Consider the following 14,920-nt stretch of genomic DNA (forward strand, 5'->3'; position numbering starts at 1 on the left):
AATAAAATTAATTTCTTCTGCTACATCCAAATAGCCTTTTTTCTTTAATTACTTCTGCGATTCCAGTTGGCAACATGTCTTCCCAACCATCTTTACCTTCTTTAATCATTTTTAAAACTGTTCGAGAGAAGATATCAAGAATTTCAGGATCAAAATTTTCTATATCAACAACTCTTCCGTTGTTTTTAAAGAACTTGTATAACTCTTTCATTCTTGGATGTACCTTTAAGTTCTCAGAATCAATAAATTGTCCTGTTTCTTCTTCTTTATAAGGATACATGTATATTTTTAAATCTTTGTAGAAAAGTTTTCCAAAAGCCTCTAAAATACCACCACTTATATGTCGATAATATTTTTCGTCGAAAATTTCAATTAAGTTGTAAACTCCCATAGCTAACGCCATTCGCTCTTTGGTAAATTCACTAAAGTATTCAACTAATCTATAATACTCTTGATAGTTGGTAATCATTACATTTTGACCAAGAGAACAAAGTAGTTCAGCTCTATCTAAGAAATCACGTTCATTAATTTCTCCTTCAGCTTTTAAATTACTCAAGGTAATTTCAAAAATAACCTGAGATTTATCTGGGTCTACCTTCTTTTCATCAAAAAACATCTTTTTAGACTGTTCATACATATCCATATTAACTTTGGTAACAGGTCTAAAACTACCACGAAGTGCTAATATGTTTTTTTTGTATAAAACTTGAGCAGGTAATAGGTTATTTCCATCAGGACCAAACATTACTGCATTTGTCATTCCGTTTTTAACAAGTTGTAAACTCATTAAACGGTTATCAACATAAGTAAAACGAGGACCAGAGAAATTAATCATATCAATTTCTAATTTATCCTTGTCTATATTATCATAAAAAGATTTTAATAATTCTTTAGGATTATCATTTAAGTAAAAAGCTCCATAAATTAAGTTTACACCTAAAATACCTAGCGTTTCTTGCTGTAATCTTGCTTCAGTTTCTTTAAAACGTAAGTGTAAAATAATCTCGTTATAATCCTCTAGAGGGTCTAACTGAAAACGAATTCCAACCCAACCGTGACCTTTAAATTTTTTTGTGAAATTTATGGTAGCTACTGTATTGGCGTAACTAAAAAACAGCTTTTCAGGATGCTTCTGACGATCTAATCGATCTTCAATCAAATTCATCTCATGCTTTAGCATTTTTTTTAGTCTATCTTCCGTTACATAACGTCTGTCAGTTTCAATTCCGTAAATAGCATCAGAGAAATCTTTATCGTAGGCACTCATTGCTTTTGCAATAGTTCCAGAAGCTCCTCCAGCCCTAAAGAAATTACGAACGGTTTCTTGTCCAGCTCCAATTTCAGCAAATGTTCCATAAATATTTGCATTTAGGTTAATTTTGAGTGCTTTATTTTTAGTAGTAGGCACGCTACTAATTTTTTGATCTCCCTTTAAGGTAATTGCCATTTATAATTGTTTTTGTTTACAATGAACAAATGTACTGAAAATAGCAAGTAATAGTAAATATTTATGTTATTTTTGTTGAAAGAATGAGTAAAAAAAAACAATTAAAAATAACTTTTTTAGGTACAGCTACATCTACTGGTGTACCTATGATAGCAAGTAAAAACCCTGTCCGTTTTTCTGAGGATATCAGAGATAAACGTTTAAGAGCTTCTATATTGATTTCTTGGGATGATAATAATTATATAATTGATTGCGGTCCAGACTTTAGACAGCAAATGATTAGGGCAAACGTGGAATCGATTAATGGTATTTTATTTACTCATGAACATGCCGATCATATTGCTGGTTTTGACGAAATTCGTCCGTACTATTACCAAATGGGGCCAATACCAATTTATACTGATGAGCGTGTTTTAAACGCTTTGGAAAGAAGATATGAATATATTTTTACTACCGAAAATAGATACCCTTCAGCTCCGGCAGTAAACCCAACTATAATAAGCAAAGATGATGTTTTGAATTTCCATGGAGTAGAGGTAACTCCGATACAAGTTATGCATGGAGATCTACCAATTTTAGGTTTTAGGTTTGGAAATATGGCTTACTTAACAGATGTAAAGTACATTCCTGAAGAAGAGAAAGAAAAGCTAAAAGGATTGGATGTTTTAATTACTACTGCACTTAGAAAGGAATCTCATAAAACGCACGCTAATTTACAAGAAGCATTAGAGTTAGTTGAAGAGTTAAAACCAAACAGAGCTTATTTTACCCATATAAGTGAATTACTTGGCTTTCATGCAGAGATAGAAAAAGAATTACCTGAAAATGTATTTTTAGCCTATGACGAGCTGGAAATCTATAGCGAATAGGTTATTTGTAAAATTTAAACGTTAATTAATTTTGTCTTCGATATTGAGTCATGACCTTCTTGTCCGACTAAATAAGACATTATATCAAAAGGATTTAATCGTAATAAAGTTCGCCATAATATTCTACGAAATGTAGGTTTTTCATTAGTTAAATTTACTACTCTAGTTTTGGTAACTAATTTCCCTATAGTTTGACCATTATTCAAAAATTCTAATAGTAAATAATAGAATATATAAATTAGAAAATACATTAACTCAGAACTACTAGTTAGCAAAATACTAATAATTGAAAAAAGAATTATAATTATTAGATGGTCTATAATGTAATTTACAAAACGTGTACCTTTAGTTATTTCTTTCATAGTACAACAAAATTAAAAAACTGAATTAAACAAAAACAAAAAAGCTACCAGAAAATCTGATAGCTTTTAATATTGTATACTTTATGTCTATTAATTGTCTTCTAAAGCAAAGTTTATAGGGAAACCATATTTAACTGATACTGCCTCTCCGTTATTAGAAGCAGGTTTAAACTTTGGTAAGTTTGAAACTACTCTGATAGCTTCGTCATTTAAAAGTTTTCCACCTTTAGGTCCTAATGCTTTTATGTTGGTAACATTTCCATCTTTATCTATGATGAAACGAACCCAAACCTCACCTTCAATCTTATTAACTAGCGCTTCGTCAGGATATTCGAAATACTCTTGAATGTGCTTCATCATTTCGGTATTGAAACAATTGAATTGATCATCATCTGAATTATTACAATTTGGAAATGCTGGTATTTTGTCTACAAGATTAAATTTTTGAGCACTTCTAATTTCTTCTTTTGATAACCTATTTGTTAAAGCAGCTAAATTAGTTTTGAATTTAGAAGCCTTAGAAACATTTGAAATTCCAGTACCGCTTAAATTATTTGCGCTTGATACTACTTCTTTATTTCTTCTTTTTAAGAAACGTTTATTAGACGCAGAAACTCTAACCGCAATTTGTCTTGATTTTTTATCATCTTTTTTGTCGATTTCCTTGATAGTACATTTTGTAATACTATTTAAGTCTTCAACTGTCTTAGTATCGGTTTCGCATGTTTCTTTTTGAGAATATACAGCAGAAACAAAACCTATAGCTAAGATGTATAGTAGTTTTTTCATGGGTCTATTTGTTTACATTTAGATTGTTACTAAATCTATTTTTGTCAATATAATAAAATATTTCGTCAATAAAAGATTTTACACAAAAAAACAACTTTTTAATAAGAATATTGTAAAAATATCGATTATTGGCTTGTTTTTAACTTTAATCGGTATTATTTAGTAGATTATTTGCGGCATTAAAAGGAGTAGTTTTTCCTTTTTCTAGGTTAATAATTTCTTTTTGAAGTAGTTCGTTAATTTTTGGGTTTTCGTAAAACCGCTTTTTTAATTGATCGTTGATGGTCGTATATAACCAATGTTTATTTTGATCATTTCTTCTATTTTCAAAAGCTCCCGATTTTTTAGTAGTACTTATATATTCTGAAATCATAGTATAAATATCTTCGATTCCAGAGTTGTTAAGAGCGCTAGCTATCATTACTTTAGGTTGCCATCCGTTTTCTTTTGGAGGATATAAATGCAAAGCTCTATTAAATTCGACTTTCGCAATTTTAGCATTCTTAACATTATCTCCATCAGCTTTGTTAATTACAATGGCATCTGCCATTTCAATAATTCCTCTCTTGATTCCTTGTAACTCATCACCGGCGCCAGATAATTTTAGTAATAAAAAGAAATCAACCATAGCATGAACAGCAGTTTCACTTTGTCCAACACCAACTGTTTCAACAATAATTGTATCAAAACCAGCAGCTTCACAAAGTAATATACTTTCTTTAGTTTTTTGAGCAACTCCGCCTAAAGATGTACCAGAAGGAGATGGTCTGATAAAAGCATTTTTATCTGTTACTAATTGTTCCATTCTGGTTTTATCACCTAAAATACTACCTTTATTAATAGAACTACTAGGATCTACGGCAAGTACCGCAACCTTTTTTCCTAAACTGGTTAAGTATTTTCCAAAAGCTTCTATAAAAGTACTTTTTCCAACTCCAGGAACTCCAGTAATTCCAATTCTGATGGATTTATCAGCATGAGGCATACATGCATTTAAAATTGTGTTCGCTTTTTCTTGATGTTTTGAGTTTGTACTTTCAATTAATGTAATAGCTTTACTTAAAAAAGTAATATCGCCTTCTAAGATTTTTTCAATAAAAGTATCTGTCGAAACTTGTTTTCTTCTATTTAATTTGATTTTTTGAGCAGCTGATTTACTGGTTGTTTCAGGTTGAGAAACACCTTGTTTTTCCGATAAGTTTGATTTTGAATCTTTTGTCATTAATTACTGCGGTAAAAAAGCTATTTGTAAATTTAAAGATAAAAAAGTGGATTAAAATGCAACGTGCAGAAAAAACTATCGTCTTTAAGACAAGAAATCAATAAATGAGATCAACTAAGCAGTTACATTATAAGCTCATTCAAGAGTGTAAAAAGCAAAATACCAAAGCTCAATTGCAATTGTATAACAATTACGCACAAGGAATGCTTTCAGTAGCTAATAGATATGTGAAAGATATTCATTTAGCAGAAGATGTAATGCAAGATGCTTTTATAAAGGCTTTTAAAAACATAGAAAGCTATAAAGAGGAGGTTTCATTTGGAGCTTGGTTAAAAAGAATAGTCATTAACCAAAGTATTGATGAGCTAAAGAAAAATAAGTTAGCTATGATTTCTATTAATGAAGAAGTTTTAAATGTTGTGGAAGATGGGAATTGGGAAGTTGATAATGGTGTAACCTCAGAAATGGTTGTAGACGCTATACATAAACAAAAAGAGAAATATAGGTTAGTATTATCCTTGTACTTGATGGAAGGTTACGATCATAGTGAAATATCTCAAATTTTAGGAATTACAGAAGTAACTTCTAGAACACATTTAATGAGAGGAAAAAAATTAGTAAAAGAATATTTAAAAATTACAAATCATGCCGAAGGATATTAGAAATTTAGTGAATGATTTCCAACAAAAATCGGTTGAGTTATCTGATAATCATGAAAGTAAATTCTTGAAAAAACTTCAAGAAGAATTACCTAAGAGAAAAAAGTCGTATGCATGGTTATACGCCGCAGCTTCTGTAATTGTTTTATTAGGTGTAGGATTAAAGTTTTATACCAATATTGATCCTGTTGATCCAAAGCCATTGACAAATCCAGATGCAACACAGGTAGTTGATTTAGGAGATATTTCTCCAGAGATGCAAAAAATAGAAAATTACTATTTAACAGCTATTAATTATGAAATAGCAAGTTTAGAAGTTACTCCAGAAAATAAGGCCTTATTGGATGAGTATTTTGAGAGGATAAGTAAGTTAGATGCAGATTACAAACGTTTAAACCAAAAACTACAAAAAGAAGGTGTAAACAACGAAACAATCAATGCATTAATTACCAATCTTCAATTACGTTTACAATTATTAATCCAGTTAAAAGATCAGGTAAATGATCTACAATCAAAACAAAATAAAAATGAGAAGTATACCATATAAGTTAATTTTAGTACTCGTATTATTTGTAGTACAGCTTAGAGCTCAAAAGAAAAGCTTTAAAGAAGAGTTTAATGTAAATTCTGATGTAGTAATTGATGTGAATACAAGGCATTCTGATATTGAAATAGAAACTTGGAACAAAGATAAAGTTGTTATTGAAGCCTACATGGTTGTGGATGGGGAAGAAATTACCGAAGAGATGCGAGATAATTTCTATAATAAGTGGGATTTTAAAGCTTATGGCAATAGTTCTAAAATTACCGTAAAATCAAGGACTAATTCTTTTATAGATTTAAATACTTTTGATTTTAATTCGCCTAATTATAGTTTTTTCAGTGGAGATTTAGCTGACTTAGCCTTAGGAAGTTTAGATATTCTTGATTCAATTGATTTTGTGTTACCTGAGGAAGCTATTGTAATACCAGAAGTAGCGTTTCCTCCAATGCCACCATTACCTCCAATGCCGCCAATGCCACCAATGCCAACAGAATTTGATTTTGAAGCTTATAAAAAAGATAAGTCGTATTTAGAACGCTGGAAGAAAGAAAATAAAGAAATCATTGGAAAAAATGCAAAGGTAACTATCGGTAAAAATAACATTTCGATTAAGAGTGACGATACAGATATCACTATGCTTAAACAAAATGAAAAATATCAGCAAGAGTTAGAAAAAGCAAGAGTAGAATATGAAAAGGAAAGGTTAAAAGCCAGAGAAGAATATAAAAAAGCTAGAGAAGAACTTTTAAAAGAAAGAAAAGAGTTTCATAAAAGACGTAAAGAAGAGTATAAATCATCTATAAAAAAATATGCTCAAGAAAGGAAAGAAATTCAAGAATTACTAAAAAAGAGGAGTAAATTAAAAGTGAAACGATTGATTAAAATTAAAGCTCCTAAAAATGCTAAATTCAATATGGATGTGAAATACGGAGCATTAAGTTTTTCAAAGTAACCGTTTAAAAGTTAATTAATACAAAAAACCACCAATTTGAGTGGTTTTTTTTTGTTAAAACTTGTTACCTTTACCTTTTTGAAAAGGAATTTTTAATGGAATTATACAAGGAAAATCAACTAAAAATATACAATTCATTATCTAAATCTAAAGAAGAATTTAAACCCGTAACAGAAGGCCGTGTAGGAATGTACGTTTGCGGTCCAACGGTGTATAGCAATGTTCATTTAGGAAATGTTAGAACATTCATGTCTTTTGATATGATTTTTAGGTACTTATTACATTTAGGCTATAAAGTTCGCTACGTTCGTAACATTACTGATGCAGGTCATTTAGAAAACGATGCAGACGAAGGTGAAGATAGAATTGCTAAGAAAGCACGATTAGAAGAAATTGAACCGATGGAAGTGGTTCAGCGCTACACAGTTGATTTTCATGAAGTAACTGCAAAGTATAATTTCTTGCCTCCAAGTATTGAGCCAACAGCTACAGGTCATATTGTAGAGCAAATTGAAATGATTAAAGAAATCATGGAGAAAGGTTTTGCTTATGAAATGAATGGTTCAGTATATTTTGATGTTCTTAAATATAACGAAGCTGGAAATAATTATGGAATTCTTTCAGGAAGAAATATTGAAGACGCAATTCATAACACAAGAGCGTTAGACGGACAATCTGAAAAGAAGAATCCACAAGACTTTGCACTTTGGAAAAAAGCAGATGATCGTCATATTATGCGTTGGCCTTCACCATGGAGTGATGGTTTTCCAGGATGGCATTTAGAATGTTCGGTAATGAGCTCAAAGTATTTAGGTGAGCAATTTGATATTCATGGAGGCGGAATGGATTTAAAGTTTCCGCATCATGAGTGTGAAATTGCACAATCGCATACTTGTACAGGAGTTCAACCTGTTAATTATTGGATGCATGCAAATATGTTATTGTTAAATGGTCAAAAAATGGCTAAATCAACAGGGAATCATATTTTACCTGATGAAATTTTAACTGGAAATAATAAGATTCTTAGTAAAGCTTTTGGAGCAGGAGTAGTTCGTTTTTTCATTATGCAGGCACATTATCGTAGTATTTTGGACTTTTCAAACGATGCATTATTAGCATCAGAAAAAGGCTATAGTAAATTAATGGAAGCTGTAAGCATTTTAAAAGAGTTAAAAGTTTCTAATGAATCTACTTTTGATGTATCAGCATGGAAACAGAAATGTTATGATGCTATGAATGATGATTTTAACACACCAATTTTAATCGCGAATTTATTTGAAGCTGTTAAGTTTATCAACCAAGTAAAAGATGATAAAGCTTCTATTTCTAAAGCAGATTTAGAATTGTTAAGCGCAACTTTAAATGCTTTTGTTTTTGATATTTTAGGATTAGTTAACGATTCAAAAGAGCAAGGTTCAGATAAGCTAGAAGGTGTTGTTGAGTTGCTTATAAAGCTAAGAAAAGAAGCAAGAGATAACAAAGATTGGGCGTTGTCAGATCAAATCCGTGATGAGTTAGCAGCACTAGGAATTCAATTAAAAGACGGAAGAGAAGGAACTACTTTTTCTGTAAACTAAGACATTGAAGAAAATACTAGCATATCCATTTATACTTTTAATCCGTTTTTATCAAACGGCAATTTCACCTTTTACGCCTGCAACATGTAGATACACACCAACGTGTTCTTCGTATTCATTAGAAGCGTTAAAAAAACATGGTGTATTTTATGGTGGATGGTTAGCTACTAAAAGAATTTTTAGTTGTCATCCTTGGGGAGGAAGTGGTTACGATCCAGTACCAGAAAAGAAACAAAAAACTAAACTTTAACCAAATACATGAGTTATTTAGCAATTAAATGGGATCTTGATCCTGAGATTTTCAATATTGGCGGATTTAGCATTCGTTATTACAGTGTAATGTTTATCATCGCTTTTGTTTTAGGATTACATCTGATGAAGAAAATTTTTACAGAGGATAATATTTCTCACGAAAAAATGGATCCTCTATTCATGTACACATTCGTTTCTATGTTAATTGGAATGCGCTTAGGTGAAGTTTTCTTTTACAGTTGGGCAGATTATCAAGATAATTTATTGCAAATAATATTACCGTTTAGAAGACAAGAAGGAGCAGAGATGTTATTTGGTTTGGTAAAAGGATGGAAGTTTACTGGGATTTCAGGTTTTGCGAGCCATGGAGCTGCAATTGCAATTCCAATAGCGTTGTACTTTTATGCTAAAAAACACTTACAAAAATCATGGTTATTCATTTTAGATAGAATGGGAATTATGGTAGCGTTGGCAGGATTTTTCATTAGAATGGGTAACTTTTTTAATTCTGAGATTTACGGAAAACCAACAGGTTCTAGTTTTGGTGTTATTTTTACGAGAGCAGGAGAGAAGTATCCTTGTCATCCAACACAGATATACGAAGCAGTTAGTTATTTAATATTATTCTTTATTCTATGGAGATTATATTGGAAAACAGATAAGAAGCAAAAAGAAGGTTACTTATTCGGAGTGTTTATGATAGCGCTTTGGTCGTTACGATTTGTTATTGAGTTTATTAAGAAACCACAAGTGCAAGAAAGAGGAGAGTGGGCTTTAAATACCGGACAGTGGTTAAGTATTCCCTTAATTTTAATAGGAGTTTGGTTAATGTTTAGGAAAACAGCATCAGAGAAATCTTAATAAAAGATACTATAAAATAAAAAGGAGTAACATTTTTCGTTGCTCCTTTTTTATTTATTGCTTTATTCTTTTTAAAAGTCCATCTAATATTTCATCATTTTCATCTAAGAGGTAATCTTTAATATAAATATCCGGAATTACGCCTTCTGGTTTTGTACTTCCATTTACACGAATCATTTTTCCTTTTGACATTTGAACTTGTATTCCTGTGTTTGGAAGATTGAAATAAAAAACAGAAGCAATCAATGATGGATATTCAGCAGTTTCTTCTCCTACAATAGTTCCGAAGTTGTAATCTTGAATTTCTGCAGCGGTTACAGTTGCTTGTGAATGAGATTGTCTATTTACCAGTGAATATACTTTTCCGATGAATCTTTTTTCTTTTGGTTGAGGTCGCATCTTTTCAAAATTAAATTCATAGCGTTCGCCATTCTCATGACTAAAAATAGATTTCCAATAATCACTTTCCTTGTTTTTACTGTTCTTAACACTTTCTTTTAAAAGCGCGCTCGTTCTTAGTTTAAAACAACTACTCCAAGTAAAAGGTTTGTTGGCAATAAATGAAAGCAAGTAATCACTATAATCATTATCACCTCCTGAATTATTCCTTAAATCGATAATTAGAGTTTTACAACTCTTTGATTTTATTTCAGAAAAAGAAGCATCAATAAACGATTTAAACTTATCGATATTACCACCAAAACTTCCTGGGTTTAAATAAGCTATGTTATCGTAGAATTTTAGACTCATAGTTGAATTTAGAACTTCAGATCTTTTGCTCTCATAATCTTCTATAAGTCGAATTGCATTAAGTTTATAAGTAGTCTTTTTCTCGTTTTGTTTTAGCTCAACTTTAAACGTGTCGTCTTTTCCAAAAACCTGCCAGTAATATCTAGGAAAATTATACATTTCAATTTTTGTGTTTTTCATAAGTAAGCGTTCTCCTGAAACTTGTTGGTAGATTTTATCTAGAATTTCATTTATAGAAGTTCCATTAATACTTATAACTTCATCTCCACAGTTTATGTTTTTGTTTTTCGACCAGTTTTTTCGAACTAAAGGTTTTCCTTGTTCAAAAGCAATTTCCAAAGGAAAAATGGTTGCTGTACCTGAATAGGCATAATTCATATATTCAGAACTGGGAAAATTAATACTTGTATGTCCGTTGTTAACTAAAGCAGGTAGTTGTTGTAATAAATTTGTAGCTTCTAATAAGGAAAGAGAGTCTTGTGTAATCTTGTTTTTTATTTGTTGATATCCTCTTTCAAAAGTATCTTCTGAAACAGATTCGTATATGTTGTATTGAGCTTCAATTAGTGCTTTTTTTAAATAGGAAAGATCGTTTAAAACATGTTCTTTAGAGAATTTTGCTTGCCCGTTAATATGAATTGAACTGAATAGTAATAGTATGATGTAATGTTTAACTTTCATTGATGTAAATAATAATTTCACGTTGCAAAATTATACGCTAATTACTAACAAATCGACCGAATGCTTCTATTCGTACTTATTTTTTAGTCTTTTAATAAGCTGACTAGGAGTTTGTTGTGTTTCTTTTTTAAAAGCACTGTTAAAAGTAGATTTAGAATTAAATCCGCAGTCATATGCTAATCCTAACAATGAGATTTTTTGAAGGTCTGTAGCTTTTACTCGCTCCTGAAATTCTTTTACACGAAAGGAATTTACTAAGTCATAAAAGTTTTTTTCAAAGTTTTGATTTATTTTCATCGAAACTTGTTTGGGTTTCATTTCTAATAATTCCGAAAGTTTGGATAAGTTTAAGTCAGGGTTTAAATAAGGTTTTTCATTTTGCATCAACCTTTCTAATTTTTCTATGAAATTTTTATCTAATTCAAAGGTAATTTCCTTAGGAGAACTATTTGAGTTTTCAATAGATAACAGATCAGAAGTATTTGTTGTCAAATATCCTTTGAAACTTATCCATGTACATGCAATAGCTAATAGTACAAAGTTTGGCAAGAAATAATATTCTCTCAAGTTTCTGTCGAAAGCAAAGCGATCAATTTCTGTAAGAATATTCCAAAAAATAGGATATATAGCAAAAATAAGAATTGGAATTTTTAACCAATTATACGATCTGTTTTCAAGTTTAGAGTAAAATTGTTTTAATTGATGTTGATGTTTATACAGTATTCGAAGTGAGATGATACTATAAATTAAATTTGAAAGAACACCAATCCATTGTTGTGTTAAATACACATAAGTTATGTTTGACATTGGATCGATATATAACCCGTTTGCTCCATCTCTGTAAAACGAAGTTCTGTAGAAAATAAACTCTAGGAGCAAAGGAATGAAATGAATAAAATCCTTGTTTGAGAATTTAAAGTTCGGTTTGGTAATACTAATTGTATAAAAATACAAGGCAGGTCCCATTCCATAGAGAAGTTCTAACTGGATATATCGAAATATATGAAGCTTTCCAATATCTTTTAAAACGTTAACCAATACAATGTTTACGGCCATAATCGCGTAAAATATGATTAACATTGCTAAAAACTTATTCGCAAGAACTCTAGGTTGTTTTTTTAAAATTAGAATACTTAAAACAATTGCTTGAATAGCAAAAACACAGATTATAGTGAATAAAATGGAGTTTGAAGTAATCATTTAAAAGGATTAGAAATTTAATCTTCACTTAGAAAATCTAAAGTAATTAATATGAACGATTTTTAATCTTTTTTCCAAAAGAAAAGGAGCAGCCAAAATTGCTACTCCCAATACATCGAAATACATCGATTTTGAATAAAACTATTTTTTAATAACTATCTACCAAGCTCATGATTTTTAACTGACTATTAAAATCTGTCAATGTTTTTATGTTTCCTTTTTTGATTGTTATTTTCTTTTCTGTATTTGGTAACATGTTGAAATAATTGTCAGAGAAATTCTCGTCAAAATTTCCAGATGCAAATACTCCGATAGCTAGTTTTTTAGATTGAAGAGTTACGATATATTCTTCTTCGTTTTCACTAGCATCAAAAGTAATTTCGGGTTGAGGTAACTTCAAATTTTTAAAAGGAATAAAGAAATGTTGTTTTACGTCAATAACCTTGTTATTTACAATCAAAGTAGCGTTTAAAAATTGTTGATCATTATTCTCAGATAATGTAATCAATTCTTTTTTATTCAAACTGAAATAGCTTTGAGAATCATTTCCTTTTACTTGAATTTCCTTGTTCCAAGAATGTAATTTATTTCCTTCAAAATCCAGTAAGTTTAGCACTAGTTTTGCTGAAAAATCTGACAAGGAATCTGTGGCGATAAACAGTTTAATTTCGTCTTTTTTATCATCAAAACTCACAATTGTTTTTTTGAAAGATTCTTTAACTCCGTAATGTAACGCTTTCCATTTACCATAATAGTCAATACTTGACCAAGAAGCAACGGGCCAACAATCGTTAATTTGCCAGTATAACGAACCCATGCAACGATACCTGTTTTTTCGATGTGCTTCAATTCCAGTGGTAATTCCGTATGCCTGTAATAAATGACTTACATATAAAAAGCTCTCGAAATCCTTTGGTTGTTTATAATGACGAAGCATGTATTCTTTAATGGTTCCATTTCCAATACTAGAACGTTGATGAGATTTCATTACTTCTGAGAAAATATCATGATCTTCTGGAATTGTATATTTATTAACAGTTGCTAATTCAGGAAAAGATTGAAATCCGAATTCAGACATGAAACGCGGAATTTTTACATTATAATTATTAAATGGTTCTTTTCCCCACCAAACTCCCCAGTAATGAGCATCGCCATCGGTGTGAGATTCTGGCACACCTAATTCACTACTCGGAGAAGAAGCCCAATAGTTTCTATCAGAATCATACTGTTCAACAACTTCTGGAAGTACTTTATGAAAAATATCTACATACGATTGCCAAGTAGTATTTGCTGCTTTTTCCGATTGCTCTTTAGTCACTTTCTGTTTCCAACCCCATCGCTCCCAAGCCGATAAAACTTCATTATTTCCACACCATAAAGCAATAGAAGTGTGATTTCTTAGATGTTTTACATTGTCAATTGCTTCTTGTTTTACATTCTCTAAAAATTCTGTATCTCCTGGATACATAGCACAAGCAAACATGAAATCTTGCCAAACTAATAATCCCATTTCATCACACAAATCATAAAATTCTTTGTTTTCATAAAATCCGCCGCCCCAAACACGAATCATGTTCATATTAGCTTCTTTTGCAGAACTTAAAATGTGATGATAATTAGAATCTTTTACTCTCGGTAAAAATAAATCTTGCGGAATATAATTAGCTCCTTTCATAAAAGTTGGAACTCCGTTAACCTTAAAATAGAAGGATGTTCCAATTGAGTCTTTTTCTCGTAAAAGTTCTATTGTTCTTAATCCAACTCGATTTTGTTTTTCATCGGAATGATTTTTATGGCTCACTTTTACATTGATATCATATAAATACTGATTTCCCATTCCGTTTGGCCACCATAGTTTGGGATTTTTAATAATAAACGGGATTGTGAACTTATTTTTCCCTATAGATAAAGGAAAATCTTTTGTAACTAAAATAGTATCATTAATGCTAATTTCTAATTCACTCTTTTCTAATTCTTTGGTGCTTAAAATTTCAATTTCAGCGGAAAGTTGAGCGGAATCTTTTAGTATTTTCTGACGAATAAAAACATCTTCAATTTTAAAATGATTCCAGTTTTTTAAAATTACAGGACGCCAAATTCCAGAAGTAACCAATCTAGGTCCCCAATCCCAACCAAAATGATATCCAGCTTTTCTAGAAAATACACTTACTTTTTTATCACCTTCAACTTTTCCAATTTTGGCTAAATCATTATCTGAAACTTCAATTTGATAATCGATTGCATCGTATTTCTCAATTCCTTTTTTTATTGGAGATTCTAGAATGATTTTCAGTTCGTTATCGCCTTCTTTTAAATATTCTTTTACGTCAACTTTATAACTTCGAAACATGTTGTCTGTAGAAAGAACTTTTGAATTGTTTACATAAATATCACTGTAAGTGTCAATACCTTGAAATTCTATTTCCAATTGTTCTTTTTCGAGTATTTCTTTTGAAATGGTAAATGATGTTTTATAAACCCAATCTTCTTTATCAACCCATTGAACATGGTGTTCATTCAATCTATAAAAGGGGTTTTCAATTATGTTATGTTTTAGTAAATCAGTGTGTACTGTACCTGGAACTTCAGCAGTTCTCCATATTGTATCGTTAAGTTGTTTAAATACCCAATTATTCGAGAGATCAATTTTATTTACGGTCGATTTTTTACATCCAATTATCATAAATGACATTAGTATAGCTAGGTATTTACAGGTTTTCATTTTGGGTTGCTTGTTTGTAGATTGAAGTAGACA

The 14,920-nt window shown here is 30.6% G+C and carries 14 protein-coding genes; 7 read left to right on the forward strand and 7 right to left on the reverse strand.

Annotated elements, in window-relative coordinates; genetic code table 11:
* Positions 1–7: 7 nt before the first annotated feature.
* On the reverse strand, positions 8–1,447 hold the full coding sequence (locus EV195_RS15085; RefSeq protein ID WP_132795803.1) for a TonB-dependent receptor: 1,440 nt from the start codon (positions 1,445–1,447) through the stop codon (positions 8–10).
* A gap of 83 nt (positions 1,448–1,530) precedes the next feature.
* Between EV195_RS15085 and EV195_RS15090 the strand changes: the two genes are divergently transcribed.
* Positions 1,531–2,316: an MBL fold metallo-hydrolase gene (locus tag EV195_RS15090; protein ID WP_132795804.1), complete on the forward strand. Its 786-nt coding sequence runs from the start codon at positions 1,531–1,533 to the stop codon at positions 2,314–2,316.
* Positions 2,317–2,330: 14 nt separating this feature from the next.
* Here EV195_RS15090 and EV195_RS15095 read toward each other — a convergent pair whose 3' ends face one another.
* The 3 genes from EV195_RS15095 to meaB all read right to left on the reverse strand — a co-directional run bounded on the left by EV195_RS15095 (position 2,331) and on the right by meaB (position 4,689).
* Positions 2,331–2,678, reverse strand: coding sequence for an RDD family protein (locus EV195_RS15095; protein WP_132795805.1), 348 nt, complete (start codon positions 2,676–2,678; stop codon positions 2,331–2,333).
* A gap of 90 nt (positions 2,679–2,768) precedes the next feature.
* The gene (locus tag EV195_RS15100) at positions 2,769–3,467 is read right to left on the reverse strand and encodes an energy transducer TonB (RefSeq protein WP_132795806.1); all 699 of its coding nucleotides are present in this window, start codon (positions 3,465–3,467) and stop codon (positions 2,769–2,771) included.
* A 145-nt stretch (positions 3,468–3,612) separates the two neighbouring features.
* Positions 3,613–4,689, reverse strand: a complete 1,077-nt coding sequence (meaB, locus tag EV195_RS15105) for a methylmalonyl Co-A mutase-associated GTPase MeaB (protein WP_132795807.1) — start codon at positions 4,687–4,689, stop codon at positions 3,613–3,615.
* Between the two features lie 104 nt (positions 4,690–4,793).
* Here meaB and EV195_RS15110 point away from each other — a divergent pair, with 104 nt between their 5' ends.
* The 6 genes from EV195_RS15110 (at position 4,794) to lgt (ending at position 9,534) form a co-directional block, all read left to right on the forward strand.
* On the forward strand, positions 4,794–5,351 hold the full coding sequence (locus tag EV195_RS15110; RefSeq protein WP_132795808.1) for an RNA polymerase sigma factor: 558 nt from the start codon (positions 4,794–4,796) through the stop codon (positions 5,349–5,351).
* Positions 5,335–5,895, forward strand: coding sequence for a hypothetical protein (locus tag EV195_RS15115; RefSeq protein ID WP_132795809.1), 561 nt, complete (start codon positions 5,335–5,337; stop codon positions 5,893–5,895). The genes EV195_RS15110 and EV195_RS15115 overlap by 17 nt, the downstream gene beginning before the upstream one ends.
* Positions 5,876–6,844, forward strand: a complete 969-nt coding sequence (locus EV195_RS15120) for a hypothetical protein (RefSeq protein ID WP_132795810.1) — start codon at positions 5,876–5,878, stop codon at positions 6,842–6,844. Before EV195_RS15115 ends, EV195_RS15120 begins: the two co-directional genes overlap by 20 nt.
* 95 nt (positions 6,845–6,939) lie before the next feature.
* A complete protein-coding gene (gene cysS / locus EV195_RS15125) occupies positions 6,940–8,421 on the forward strand; it encodes a cysteine--tRNA ligase (RefSeq protein ID WP_132795811.1) in 1,482 nt (493 codons plus the stop codon).
* A gap of 4 nt (positions 8,422–8,425) precedes the next feature.
* Complete coding sequence (yidD, locus tag EV195_RS15130; protein WP_132795812.1) at positions 8,426–8,671, forward strand: membrane protein insertion efficiency factor YidD; 246 nt, start codon at positions 8,426–8,428, stop codon at positions 8,669–8,671.
* An 8-nt stretch (positions 8,672–8,679) separates the two neighbouring features.
* Positions 8,680–9,534, forward strand: coding sequence for a prolipoprotein diacylglyceryl transferase (lgt, locus tag EV195_RS15135; protein ID WP_132795813.1), 855 nt, complete (start codon positions 8,680–8,682; stop codon positions 9,532–9,534).
* 54 nt (positions 9,535–9,588) lie between these two features.
* On the opposite strand, the gene EV195_RS15140 is transcribed toward lgt, so the two are convergent.
* The 3 genes from EV195_RS15140 to EV195_RS15150 form a co-directional block, all read right to left on the reverse strand.
* Complete coding sequence (locus tag EV195_RS15140) at positions 9,589–10,965, reverse strand: S41 family peptidase (RefSeq protein ID WP_132795862.1); 1,377 nt, start codon at positions 10,963–10,965, stop codon at positions 9,589–9,591.
* Between the two features lie 66 nt (positions 10,966–11,031).
* On the reverse strand, positions 11,032–12,165 hold the full coding sequence (locus tag EV195_RS15145; RefSeq protein WP_132795814.1) for a helix-turn-helix domain-containing protein: 1,134 nt from the start codon (positions 12,163–12,165) through the stop codon (positions 11,032–11,034).
* Between the two features lie 148 nt (positions 12,166–12,313).
* Entirely contained in the window at positions 12,314–14,887 is a 2,574-nt protein-coding gene (locus EV195_RS15150; protein WP_132795815.1) for a beta-mannosidase, read from the reverse strand.
* Positions 14,888–14,920 lie beyond the last annotated feature (33 nt).

The organism is Tenacibaculum skagerrakense, assembly GCF_004345825.1.
GTDB classification, from domain to species: domain Bacteria; phylum Bacteroidota; class Bacteroidia; order Flavobacteriales; family Flavobacteriaceae; genus Polaribacter; species Polaribacter skagerrakensis.

What these genes read in the sequence shown, in the direction of transcription:
- EV195_RS15145 (WP_132795814.1), bottom strand. Translation starts at nt 12,165, where the DNA reads ATGATTACTTCAAACTCCATTTTATTCACTATAATCTGTGTTTTTGCT.
- EV195_RS15095 (WP_132795805.1), bottom strand. Translation starts at nt 2,678, where the DNA reads ATGAAAGAAATAACTAAAGGTACACGTTTTGTAAATTACATTATAGAC.
- EV195_RS15120 (WP_132795810.1), top strand. Translation starts at nt 5,876, where the DNA reads ATGAGAAGTATACCATATAAGTTAATTTTAGTACTCGTATTATTTGTA.
- EV195_RS15140 (WP_132795862.1), bottom strand. Translation starts at nt 10,965, where the DNA reads ATGAAAGTTAAACATTACATCATACTATTACTATTCAGTTCAATTCAT.
- EV195_RS15150 (WP_132795815.1), bottom strand. Translation starts at nt 14,887, where the DNA reads ATGAAAACCTGTAAATACCTAGCTATACTAATGTCATTTATGATAATT.
- EV195_RS15090 (WP_132795804.1), top strand. Translation starts at nt 1,531, where the DNA reads ATGAGTAAAAAAAAACAATTAAAAATAACTTTTTTAGGTACAGCTACA.
- cysS (WP_132795811.1), top strand. Translation starts at nt 6,940, where the DNA reads ATGGAATTATACAAGGAAAATCAACTAAAAATATACAATTCATTATCT.
- EV195_RS15110 (WP_132795808.1), top strand. Translation starts at nt 4,794, where the DNA reads ATGAGATCAACTAAGCAGTTACATTATAAGCTCATTCAAGAGTGTAAA.
- lgt (WP_132795813.1), top strand. Translation starts at nt 8,680, where the DNA reads ATGAGTTATTTAGCAATTAAATGGGATCTTGATCCTGAGATTTTCAAT.
- EV195_RS15115 (WP_132795809.1), top strand. Translation starts at nt 5,335, where the DNA reads ATGCCGAAGGATATTAGAAATTTAGTGAATGATTTCCAACAAAAATCG.
- EV195_RS15100 (WP_132795806.1), bottom strand. Translation starts at nt 3,467, where the DNA reads ATGAAAAAACTACTATACATCTTAGCTATAGGTTTTGTTTCTGCTGTA.
- meaB (WP_132795807.1), bottom strand. Translation starts at nt 4,689, where the DNA reads ATGACAAAAGATTCAAAATCAAACTTATCGGAAAAACAAGGTGTTTCT.
- EV195_RS15085 (WP_132795803.1), bottom strand. Translation starts at nt 1,447, where the DNA reads ATGGCAATTACCTTAAAGGGAGATCAAAAAATTAGTAGCGTGCCTACT.